The following is an 11,249-nucleotide window of genomic DNA, read 5'->3' as shown; positions in this document are numbered from 1 at the left end:
TTTAGCTTAGTTGATCGATTAAATGATACGTCAATCTAAAACTTAAAATCTAATTATCAAACCTATTACCCCAAAAACCCAAATCTTTCGACTTGGGTTTTTCTTAATTTTATATTTTTAATTCATGACTTTAAATTTTCAAGAAACCTATAAGATCTAATCCATATTCTTCACTCTTTCTAAATTTCGAATATTGACTACATCAAGTAGCTATTCAATGCTATTAGCATAAATAGAAATCTCGAATATCGTCAAACCATCGATCTTCTCATTCGATATAAAATCTTCATAATCCTTTTTTAAAGCTAGGTAAAGCGGTGGCTCATCATCCCAGTAAAACCAAGTAATATTGAAATCAATAGTATCAGGGTCGATTAAATGATACTCTCGAATAGAATTTGCATCGATCCGTTTAATATCATCATAGTAGCCATGAATGAAGGATACATAAACGCTTGGATGACCAAAGCCACCCTGGGTATAGTGAAACTTGGGAACTATTCCTTTTTCACTTTTATTAAGCTTTAAATCGGTTTTTCCTTCATCTAGAAGTATCAATTTTGTTTTTTCAGGTTGAGATTGATTTCTTTTTTGGCAACCTAAAAGAATAACAAAAAACAGAAAGACAAGTCTCAATTGCATGGTTTTGGATGTTTTTGGACAGTATCATTATGCCACTTTTTATATGTGTCTCTACTTGGATTTTTATCATATTCTATTGTTCCATCAAGTCCCACCCAAGCCATCGCTTTGTAGAAATCAGAAGGTATGGAGTTTCTTGGGAAAACACTCAGGACCTCTGGATTCGATCTGAATTCATCTAAGCCCAAATAAGGGTGAACCTGCCTTAAAGCATTTGCTATTTTATTAACCATATGCTCAGCCATATATTCATGAGAAGGCCAATCTTTCCCATAATTATTCCGATACTTCTCATAATTAACTTGAAAATCTGGATCCCAGGAGGCTCCTTCGACTAAATCATTAGCCCTTATTATTTCGGCATGTATTAGTTCATGGATAATAGTTCTAGCAATATCTAAAGCCCCTCTATTTAATTTTTTCTCATTGAGAGTTATTTCAATTCTATAGGGCCCAAGGCTTCCATCAGTAAGTGCATTTACTTCCCAGCCATTACTTCTTGGGGTTGGTCCCACTTTCAATATGACATTTCTGTTAGTTGAGTTTCCATCGAATTAAACCAAATCATTAATAAATTTAGCTAATTGTAATTTTTGGACAATACAATTTAATGTTGCATTATTTTTTATGGATTGATCAATTTCAACTCTCAATGTCGGTGCTGGAACTTCCGGTGGATCATAACAACTCATACATCCACCTCCAGGACTATCTGCCCCTCCTCTTGGTTTTTCTTCCTCATATCCTCCATCGCCGCGACCTCCACCACTTCTAGATCCACCCCGCTGCCATTCGCAGGTTTGTGCCCAAGTGGTATCCAAATATTCTCCTGTTCTGCCATCATACCAATCAGTAGCTACCGGGTAGCAATGAATCGCCTCGTCACTCTTGTTTTCTGAGCTTACCGCAATCTTGCGGGCATTTTCCGGATTCTTTTGCATCTGCCTTGTATGTGTCAATTCACCTTCCGTGACCTTATATCCCATGAGGTAGTGCTCATCATACGTAAACAGATCTATCCAGCCACTCCATTTTTCGTCGATCATTTGGTAGCTGATTGCTTCAAAGTCACGGTTGGAAGTATTCTCGTCTGGATAATACCGGATAATCAAAGGATCAAATTTGGGAAGTGTAGGATGCTTTACGAATAGGATGTTTTGAAAATAGTCAACATCTTCCTCACTGGCTCCTGCATCCTTTGCTTTCGGAATATACAAGTTTTCATTCTCCAGACTCACTTCAAAGACCTCCCGTCCATCAGGAAAGTAGTAGTGATGAAACTGCTCCCAGTCTGGTTCCTTTTCGAAAAATGGTAGAATCAGCTCTTGGGATTCTGTTCGGTAGTTCGTACCACGATCAGGTAGTCGAAGATTGGTCTTATTGGCTTCAAACCAGTCCCGGACCTGGGCCAGCTGTGAAGTTTCACTGAGCTGGATGGTCGGGTTTTCTGGTTCTGGAATACAAGCGGATAGTATCATGGAAAATCCAAATAGTAGTGCTAAACCGGATTTAGCTATCTTTTTGTACTTGGGGGGGCAAAAATGTTTTTCATAGATATTTAGCTTAGTTGATCGATTAAATGATACGTCAATCTAAAACTTAAAATCTAATTATCAAGCTCAGAAAGCTAAAACCCCAAGTCGAAAGATTTGGGGTTTTTAGTTTTCTGATAAGGAAATTCTAAAAACAAGATATTACCAAACAGTTTCCAAGATGTAAGCAATTTTTTATTCAACCCCTCCAGTAGAAATTTTTACCTCATAGGCAGTAAACTCATAATTGGGGTCTAATGATTCTTTCATCAAGTACTCATCTTCATAAATGATATAATACTTTTCGAAATTTAAATTGAACCAATCCAGATAATCCATTTGAGAATCAAACCAAACATCCAACTCATCTAACTCTTTCCTTTGAATCTTTTTCTTTCCTTGATCTAAACCATGCCCAATACTAATATAAAGGTTTGGGTCCTCATAAGGAGGATCAAAACCTTCTCTCCAAAACTGAAAACTTTCATTGGGTTCGGTGGACCTTTCAATAATTTCAGTATTTATTGAATATCGGTTAAACACAATAACTAGTTCTCCTTTCTGTATACTATTGATTTGATTATAATCCCTTGAGCCGTTTGAGTTTGAAGGATTACAGGAAAAGATGTATATAAATAGAATTGAAAACAGTCCCTTTTTCATGGCTAGTTAGAATTACAATTATCAGTAAGATTGTCCGCGCCTACTTTTTGGTATTTTTCATAACTACTTCGTTCGGGTAAATTATACCTCCATTTGTCAGTCCACTTTAATCCATTCCATGCTATCCCATGATAAAAACCAGAAGGCAAGCCTTTTGGAAACGCAGCTATTACGTCAGGATCATTCAGAAAACTTTGTTTTCCCAGATGGGAGTGAATTTGGGAAAGTACACTTGCCATCTTATTGACCATATTTTCAGCCATATAATTATGGTGAATTGCAGCATCTCCCTTATATAATAACATATATTTAGCAAAATTTGCCTCAAAATTTCTATCTAAAGGAGTTCCATTTTTATGAAATATTGCTCTAAATAATTCAGCATGAATCATTTCGTGTAGGAACGTACGTGCCATTTCTAAGGAATTTCTACCTAATCTATTTTGATTCAAAATAATTTGAATATGATAAGGGCCTAAATCATCATTTGTTTCTGCATTGGCCTCAGGATTTTCAGTCTCTCCAACTTTTAGGATTACATTTCGCCCGTTTTGAGCTGTTCCATCGAAGAGCGCTAAATCATTGACAAATTTAGAAAGCTCCAGTTTTTTTAATATGCACATCAAATAGGGATTATCCTTCACAGTTTGATCAATTTCAACTCTCAATGTCGGTGCTGGAACTTCCGGTGGATCATAACATTTTTTACATCCACCTCCGGGACTATCTGCCCCTCCTCTTGGTTTTTCTTCCTCATATCCTCCATCGCCGCGACCTCCACCACTTCTAGATCCACCCCGCTGCCATTCGCAGGTTTGTGCCCAAGTGGTATCCAAATATTCTCCTGTTCTGCCATCATACCAATCAGTAGCTACCGGGTAGCAATGAATCGCCTCGTCACTCTTGTTTTCTGAGCTTACCGCAATCTTGCGGGCATTTTCCGGATTCTTTTGCATCTCCCTTGTATGTGTCAATTCACCTTCCGTGACCTTATATCCCATGAGGTAGTGCTCATCATACGTAAACAGATCTATCCAGCCACTCCATTTTTCGTCGATCATTTCATAGCTTATTTCTGAGAACTCACGGTTGGAAGTATTCTTGTCTGGATAATATCGGATAATCAAAGGATCAAATTTGGGAAGTGTAGGGTGCTTTACGAACAGGATGTTTTGAAAATAGTCAACATATTCCTCACTGGCTCCTGCATCCTTTGCTTTCGGAATATACAAGTTTTCATTCTCCAGACTCACTTCAAAGACCTCCCGTCCATCAGGAAAGTAGTAATGATGAAACTGCTCCCAGTCTGGTCCCTTTTCGAAAAATGGTAGAATCAGCTCTTGGGATTCTGTTCGGTAGTTCGTTCCACGATCGGGTAGTCGGAGCTTGGTCTTATTGGCTTCAAACCAGTCCCGGACCTGGGCCAGCTGTGAAGTTTCACTGAGCTGGATGGTCGGGTTTTCTGGTTCTGGAATACAAGCGGATAGTATCATGGACAGTCCAAATAGTAGTGCTAAACCGGATTTAGCTATCTTTTTGTACTTGGGGGGGGGGCAAAAGTGTTTTTCATAAATACTTAGCTTAGTTGATCGATTAAATGATACGTCAATCTAAAACTTAAAATCTATTTTTCAAATGATTTAGTAAAAAAAAACAGCGACCAATGACCGCTGTTTTTTCCAATATAAAAACCTCTAAATCAATTTAATCCTTGAAGTAATCCTTCCTTGACCCAATAGAAGTTGGGCTCTTGGGCAAGGGCTTTCTCCCAAACTTCCTTGGCAGCGTCTTCTTGTCCGTTTTCCTGATGAATTAGTCCAAGCCAAGCCAGATTATCCAAGTACATCCAATTGTCCTCGATCCCTTGCTTTTCAAAGTTTGCATTAGACTTTTCAAAAAACCGCCGAGCTTCTTCTACATCTCCTCCCCACATACTTGGGGTGAAATATTTATTGCTTGCATACAATTTTAATACGATGGGACTTTCAGGAGCTTCTTCCATGGCTTGCTCCAGAAGTTTGGAGCTTTTGCCACCAAGCAGCATTCCTTTGAAGGGACTGAATGCAATCTGAAATCCGTAGAGCCCGGATAGTAAAGCTTTTGCCTCAGCTTGATACGGACCGGACTTTTTCAACTGATCGAGCCGATCTTCCAGGCTTTCAGCATAATCATCAAAAAGATCCTCATCTTGATCTGCCATGGAGGCATTCAGGAGACCATATTCGGTAAGGGCCAATTGCCATTCCGATTCTTGTGATGGATTTTGCTGGGCTTCGAGCATGGCCGTAGCCACATTTTGCTTCCAGAGCTCCTTATTTGCCTCTAGATAGGCACGGTAATTCATTTTTCGGAGTTCCTGAGGATAGCCCATAGCCATCAAAGTGATCATTAAGATTGTTGCGAAAATTTTAGAGTTCGTTTTCATGGTGTAAATTGGTTTATATTATAAACTAAATTGAGAAAATTTTTTACTGAATGTATTTTTTCAAGTTTTCCACATAGGCTTCGAAAGCGGCAATACCCTCCTTGGTGATTTTACAGGTCGTCAATGGACGTTTTCCCCGGAAGGACTTTTCGATTTCTATGTAGCCTGCCTTTTCAAGCTTGTCCAGCTGTACGCTGAGGTTGCCGGCGGTGGATTCGGTTTTTTCTTTGAGAAAGGTAAACTCTGCCTCATCCACACTCAGAAGCAAGGACATGATTGCCAACCGAAGCTGGGAATGCAACAAGGGATCAAGGGGCTTAAACTCGCTCAAGACTCTTCTTTTTTAAGTGATACCCTGGAACTAGATAACCCAACACAATTCCGATTCCTGCTACGAGGTACTGTTCTGTCACGGGAAGTAGAAAACCGATAAATGCTGCGAGCAATAGCAGTATTCCTCCCCAGCGAACCAGATTCTCTCTTACCAATGTACCTGTGGTGAAAATACCCACCCCAGCAAGTAAGAGAATGATGGGATTGTGCTGAAAATCCAATGTTCCCATAAAGACCAAAACAACGATCATACTAATGAAAATGATAATCCACAGCTGACTAAGAACAGTTGTAAGATGGGATTTGGCGGGAGCGTTTTTCGCTGAGCGGAACCCCTTGACAAAGCTAATAATCGCAGCAGGAATGACCAGTGTCCATACGATGTAAGGTTCGGCATAACCTAATTTTTCTAAGGTATAATGCCCAAAATTGCAAACCGCAATTACCCAGCCCCAAAGGAGCATTTGAAAGCCTCCGTCTCCGGTGGACTCTTTCTTAGCCTTCGCTATCATCTCTGTGATAATGGCTAGAGATTCGGTGCTTGTAAGTGTTTTTTCCATTTTTTTATCCCTTTACAATAGGCTTAACGATTCAAATATAAAATGGTTTACATTACAAACCAATTTATTCTAAAATTTTTCTGAAAAAAATTTATCTTGTATCTAAATCCAGCCAAGAAAGACTATGCAAAATATTTTTGACCCTTCAACTACATCCGAACTAATTGCCCGAATAGAGTCTCTCAAGCCCGATTCTCAGCCTTTATGGGGTAAAATGAGTGTGGACCAGATGCTTGCCCATTGCTCGGTAGCCTATGAAATGGCCTACACTGATAAGCATCCCAAACCCAATGCTTTGATGCGATTTTTACTCAAAACCTTTGTCAAATCGGGAGTAGTCAATGAAAAGCCCTATCCTAAAAATGCCCGAACTGCGCCAGTTTTCATCATTGCAGATCGGCGGGATTTCGAAAAAGAAAAAAATCAATTGATCGACTATTTAAAGAAGACGCAGGAACTAGGAGCCCAACACTTCGAAGGAAAAGAGTCTCCCTCCTTCGGCCCGATGACTGCCCAAGAATGGAATAATCTATTCTATAAGCACCTCGATCATCATTTGACACAATTTGGGGTATGATACTATGAATATGGGCAATTTCCCTACTCCCCAATTTCTCTGTAGCTATTTTGATGGAAGCTGGAAGTAGGGAGAGGGGAGCGTACAGATTTTAAACCTTTAGATTTTTTGAAGGTCACTCACAGTTCTAATTGGAAGAAAGCAGATATACACATTAAATTTTTAATAGAAAGCTTGTGAACTAAGATATCCTTGAGTTTATTGGAGGCAAAATCTATCAATTACTTATGATGAAAAGAAATTACCTCCTATTCTTTATTCTTTCCAGTATCCTACTTATTGCTTTATCTTTTTCTACTCAAGCTCAGGAAGTCACTTCACCAAATCCCGCACTGAAAGTGTGGAAACAGGTCTTGGGCTCTCATGCTCGTTATCCCTTATCTGATTTGCGGGCTCGAAAAACCGGTTTTGTTTCCGTGGATATCGAATTAGACCAAGAAGGGAAAATCAGCTCCTACGAAATCACAGAATCCAAAACCGAAGCGATGAAAGAATCTGTTGAAGCTGCTTTGGAAAAGGCAATTCCTCTCTGGCAACCTGATATGTTGCCCGAAGAAGAGCGGAAAGACAGCTATGAAATTTATTTTAGTTTTGAGATGGTGGATCCCCAAAATCCCAATGCCGAGATTGAGGCAGTAACTCGGCAGATATACAAAGGAAAACCAGAAAAAGCACTTAAAATGACTGAACGACTGGTAGACGAAAAACCCTTTGAACCGAAATACCTCGAACTTCGGTCCCAAATACATCGGCAATTGCAGCATGAAGCTGAGGCGACGGCCGACTTGATGGAATCTCAAAGGCTTCAGCAAAATACCTTGGCAAAAATTGAGATCAAATCTTTTACTATAGTACAAACCCGTAGTATCAGCGGCACCATCAACAGGTAATTCGCATTTTATCGGTCACTCAACCAAAAACCCTTCTGATTTGAAACGGATTAGTTAAAAGGAAACGTGAATCTTTCCTAAATACTTTATTTTTAATCTTTTAATTCTTAATTTGATAGAAACTAAATCCAAAACCATGATACGCAAGCTTCTATCTACTCTATTGATCGGATTGATCTCAGCATCTACCTTTGCTCAAGAATCTGATCCCCTTCAGAAATTCAATCAATTTCTGGCCAAAAATTTAAAATACTCCTCAGAATTACGGTCTGAGAAAATCCAAGGTCCCGTTACCCTCCTCCTTTCTATTGATCAGCAAGGTAATTTGGATAAAACCCCGCTTTTACTAGGAGGTTCAGAAGAACTAGCTGAGGAAGTATTCCAAACTTTAGCCTTGCTGAAAGATAAAGAAACCAAGGCACTTTTTCCCAATGAGACTTTTGGAAAAGAGCACTTGCTGACAGTGGAATTCAAAATAGTGGAAAATCAAAATACCGGATTTTACATCCCCGAGCGATTCGATTCTGAAAGCAAAGTTCTCAAAAAGCTGAATCAGCAGATTCAAGAGAACCCCTATTTTCCCAACACCTATCAGGAACGGGCCGAATACTATGAAAGCACCGGGCAAAACCTCCTCGCCGATTTGGATAGGGAAAAGGCGAAGCTACTAGCAGAAAGAGAACTTTCACAAGTTATGGTAGTAGGCTATTCCGCCATTCACAAAAAGTCCCTCATCAGCGATTAATCGAATCCCAATTGAAATGAAGAAGTTTAGCCTTTATGCCTTTCTCCTGATTTTTGCACTTTCCTCCTGCCAAAAAGAAAAAACAACGGAAACAGAGGAAATTACTAAAACAGTATCAGAGGATTTTCCCGAAACCATCGAAGTCCCTATGAATCCTACTCCAGGAGACAACTCCATGAATGGGCTGGATTGGGAAGGAACCTATGTGGGCACCCTACCCTGTGCAGATTGTGAGGGTATCGCCACCGAACTCAGCATCAATTACGATGGAACCTACACTTACAAGACCACCTACTTAGGGAAAGAAACTGAAATCAATGAAATTGAGGGCACTTTCCAATGGGATGAGACCGGCTCCATGATTACACTTTCGGGTCTTGAAGGAGCTCCCGGCAAGTATAAGGTTGGTGAAAACCGCATCTGGCACTTGGATATGGATGGCAATCGAATCGAAGGAGACTTAGCAGATAAGTATATCCTTACGAAGCAGTAACTTATTTGAAGCGGACTATTTTGCCATGGGCTTTGGAGGTCATCTCATGCGGGATGGCCTCTGTTATTTCCCGGTAAAGGAGTTCAACCAATTTTTGCTTCAAGAAGCTTCTATTCAGGATAATACTGACCTCTCGAGTTGGGGATTGGCCTTTGAATGGTCTCAATCTACTTTTTTCCTCCGGTGAAAGATCATGTGTCGCCAATTCAGGAAGAAGGGTAACTCCTTTGTATCGGTTGACCATATTTCGAAGGCCCTCTAGTGACCCACTCTCATAGTGAAAGTTTTCTGGTCCGCTGGCTGTCTGATCGCAAAAATTTATCACCTGATCACGAAAACAGTGCCCCTGCTGCAGCACCCAGAGATCATTTGATTTGATCTCGGAAGCAGTAATTTCTTTCTTCTCCAGCAAAGGATGGTCCTTGGACAGGTAGGCGTAAAACTTCTCGTAAAACATCGGCTTTTCCACGATGCCATTCTCATCCAGAGGTGTCACGATGATTCCCAGATCCAGTTCATCGTTTTTCAGTTGACGAACGACCTCCTCAGTCACCATCTCCTGTACCTCGAGCTTCACGTTGGGATATTTTTCCAGGAAACCTCTTACAAATAAATGAAGCAAATAAGGCGCAAGCGTAGGAATGATACCCAGTTTGATAGTACCGGAAATATCGCCTTTTAGCTGAGCGACTAATTCATAAATGCCCTTACTTTCTGATACCACTCTTTTGGCTTGAGCAATAATCTGTACCCCGATTTCTGTCGGAATTACCGGCATTTTGCTCCGGTCAAAGAGAATCACTTCCAACTCCCGCTCCAATTTGCTCAACTGGGCGCTTAGCGTGGGTTGCGTCACAAAACAGGACTCAGCGGCCTGTCCAAAGTGCCGATGCTTGTCCACTGCTATCAGGTATTCGAGTTGCTGTATAGTCATAAGGTCAAAATATGATATTCTAAGTTAGAAAAAGTCCAAAGAGTTCAATCAAAACTAGGATTTGAAATCCTTGTTCATGGATCGCCTTTTGTCAAAAAGAACAGGATTTTATAATGGGATTGATTAAATTCCAAATCAATAACCCTTTAAACCTAAACTTATGGCTATTTCCAGAAGAAAATTCTTCCTGACCAGTGCCTTGGCTGGAGCAGGTCTCAGTTTTGCACCAGGCTTTTCATTTGCAAAAACCAAACGATACAACTTCCAAAAGACCGTTCGCTTGGGATTCATTGGAGTTGGTCGTCAAGCCATGGGGCTCCTTAATCGATTTATGCAGTTACCGGAAGTAGAAGTTACGGCGGGTGCTGATGTTTATGAAGTGAAAAGGACACGATTTGAAGAGCGGGTAAAAGCGGCTTACGCTGCCCGCGGAACTCAGGCTTTGAGCTTAAAAGTATATGAAGACTACCGGGATCTTTTGGCGAGTAATGAAGTGGATGCCGTCGTGATTGCCTCTCCTGACCACTGGCATGCCAAAATGGCCATTGATGCCTGTCGGGCCAAAAAGGATATTTATCTGGAAAAACCTTTGACTTTCACTGTGTATGAAGGACAGCAATTGGTCAAAGCAGTGAGGCAAAATGGGACAGTATTGGCAGTGGGTAGCATGCAGCGCTCGGCAGTCAATTTCCAAACTGCCGCAGCACATGTGCAAAAAGGAAGCATTGGCGACATCAAGGAAGTGCTGGTCCATGTGGGTGAAAATCCCTTTCCCAAGCCATTCGATCTCAATCCAGAGGCCGTCCCAGCAGGTTTGGATTGGCAAGCATGGCTAGGACCCTTACCCGAATTACCCTATCACCCAAATCTCAACCCTCCTATTTCACTTGATCCCGTAGAAAACGAAAAACTTTGGGCAGCTTGGCGCTGGTTTAAGGAAACGGGGGGAGGACTCATGACAGACTGGGGTGCACATATGATTGATGTGGCACAATGGGGACTCAATCAAGACCGAAATGGGCCAGTTGAGGTGATTCCACCTATGGGTGAAAATCCACTTACTTATAGATTTGAAAATGGAATTCCTATGAAGATTACCTCTTTTGACGAAGGAAGACAGGGTGTCAAATTCATTGGAGAAAAAGGCTGGATTAAGGTTTCAAGAGGAAATTTTGAGAGCTCACTTTCAGAAATCAGCCTAGAGAAAAAGGATGAAAACTTCAATTACACTCAGCACTACATTGATTTCATCGAATCCATTCAGCGGCGTAAAGACCCGATTGTTCCGGTAGAGATTGGACATAGTACCTGTACATCTTGCACCATAGGAAATATGGCCAAGGAATTGAACAGACCTCTTTCTTGGGATCCCATCGCTCAAAACTTTGGCGATGATTTTGAAGCCAACACCAAGCTTCACTACACCTACCAAAATGGAATTTCTCTAAGCTAATG

At 40.8% G+C, this 11,249-nt stretch carries 14 protein-coding genes; 5 read left to right on the top strand and 9 right to left on the bottom strand.

Features of this window, described 5'->3' with window-relative positions; genetic code table 11:
* Window positions 1-210 precede the first annotated feature (210 nt).
* The 8 genes from OU792_RS16100 to OU792_RS16065 all read right to left on the bottom strand — a co-directional run bounded on the left by OU792_RS16100 (window position 211) and on the right by OU792_RS16065 (window position 6,155).
* Window positions 211-642 (bottom strand): hypothetical protein, encoded by a 432-nt coding sequence (locus OU792_RS16100; RefSeq protein ID WP_274670708.1) that lies wholly within the window; start codon window positions 640-642, stop codon window positions 211-213.
* On the bottom strand, window positions 633-1,157 hold the full coding sequence (locus OU792_RS16095) for a hypothetical protein (protein WP_134203125.1): 525 nt from the start codon (window positions 1,155-1,157) through the stop codon (window positions 633-635). Before OU792_RS16095 ends, OU792_RS16100 begins: the two co-directional genes overlap by 10 nt.
* Before the next feature lie 39 nt (window positions 1,158-1,196).
* Window positions 1,197-2,120 carry a hypothetical protein gene (locus OU792_RS16090; RefSeq protein WP_274670707.1) on the bottom strand — a complete coding sequence of 308 codons (924 nt, stop codon included), beginning with the start codon at window positions 2,118-2,120 and terminating at the stop codon, window positions 1,197-1,199.
* A gap of 249 nt (window positions 2,121-2,369) precedes the next feature.
* The gene (locus OU792_RS16085; protein WP_274670706.1) at window positions 2,370-2,837 is read right to left on the bottom strand and encodes a hypothetical protein; all 468 of its coding nucleotides are present in this window, start codon (window positions 2,835-2,837) and stop codon (window positions 2,370-2,372) included.
* 2 nt (window positions 2,838-2,839) lie between these two features.
* Window positions 2,840-4,330, bottom strand: coding sequence for a hypothetical protein (locus tag OU792_RS16080; RefSeq protein WP_274670705.1), 1,491 nt, complete (start codon window positions 4,328-4,330; stop codon window positions 2,840-2,842).
* A 206-nt stretch (window positions 4,331-4,536) separates the two neighbouring features.
* Window positions 4,537-5,262 (bottom strand): hypothetical protein, encoded by a 726-nt coding sequence (locus OU792_RS16075; RefSeq protein WP_274670704.1) that lies wholly within the window; start codon window positions 5,260-5,262, stop codon window positions 4,537-4,539.
* 43 nt (window positions 5,263-5,305) lie between these two features.
* Complete coding sequence (locus OU792_RS16070; protein ID WP_274670709.1) at window positions 5,306-5,563, bottom strand: winged helix-turn-helix domain-containing protein; 258 nt, start codon at window positions 5,561-5,563, stop codon at window positions 5,306-5,308.
* Window positions 5,564-5,579: 16 nt separating this feature from the next.
* Complete coding sequence (locus OU792_RS16065; RefSeq protein WP_026948060.1) at window positions 5,580-6,155, bottom strand: hypothetical protein; 576 nt, start codon at window positions 6,153-6,155, stop codon at window positions 5,580-5,582.
* 124 nt (window positions 6,156-6,279) lie between these two features.
* Here OU792_RS16065 and OU792_RS16060 point away from each other — a divergent pair, with 124 nt between their 5' ends.
* From OU792_RS16060 to OU792_RS16045, 4 genes are all read left to right on the top strand, one after another.
* Window positions 6,280-6,732, top strand: coding sequence for a DUF1569 domain-containing protein (locus tag OU792_RS16060; protein ID WP_134203121.1), 453 nt, complete (start codon window positions 6,280-6,282; stop codon window positions 6,730-6,732).
* Between the two features lie 227 nt (window positions 6,733-6,959).
* Window positions 6,960-7,622, top strand: coding sequence for a TonB family protein (locus OU792_RS16055; RefSeq protein WP_134203120.1), 663 nt, complete (start codon window positions 6,960-6,962; stop codon window positions 7,620-7,622).
* A gap of 136 nt (window positions 7,623-7,758) precedes the next feature.
* Window positions 7,759-8,367 (top strand): hypothetical protein, encoded by a 609-nt coding sequence (locus OU792_RS16050; protein WP_134203119.1) that lies wholly within the window; start codon window positions 7,759-7,761, stop codon window positions 8,365-8,367.
* 16 nt (window positions 8,368-8,383) lie between these two features.
* The gene (locus tag OU792_RS16045) at window positions 8,384-8,860 is read left to right on the top strand and encodes a copper resistance protein NlpE (protein WP_274670703.1); all 477 of its coding nucleotides are present in this window, start codon (window positions 8,384-8,386) and stop codon (window positions 8,858-8,860) included.
* A gap of 1 nt (window position 8,861) precedes the next feature.
* On the opposite strand, the gene OU792_RS16040 is transcribed toward OU792_RS16045, so the two are convergent.
* Entirely contained in the window at window positions 8,862-9,794 is a 933-nt protein-coding gene (locus tag OU792_RS16040; protein WP_274670702.1) for a hydrogen peroxide-inducible genes activator, read from the bottom strand.
* A gap of 160 nt (window positions 9,795-9,954) precedes the next feature.
* Here OU792_RS16040 and OU792_RS16035 point away from each other — a divergent pair, with 160 nt between their 5' ends.
* Window positions 9,955-11,247: a Gfo/Idh/MocA family protein gene (locus OU792_RS16035; protein WP_274670701.1), complete on the top strand. Its 1,293-nt coding sequence runs from the start codon at window positions 9,955-9,957 to the stop codon at window positions 11,245-11,247.
* The last annotated feature ends 2 nt before the right edge of the window (window positions 11,248-11,249 follow it).

This window comes from Algoriphagus sp. NF, assembly GCF_028823735.1.
Classification (GTDB): domain Bacteria; phylum Bacteroidota; class Bacteroidia; order Cytophagales; family Cyclobacteriaceae; genus Algoriphagus; species Algoriphagus marincola.
Note: the sequence above shows the minus strand (reverse complement) of the source record. Positions and strands in the feature narration are given on the sequence as shown.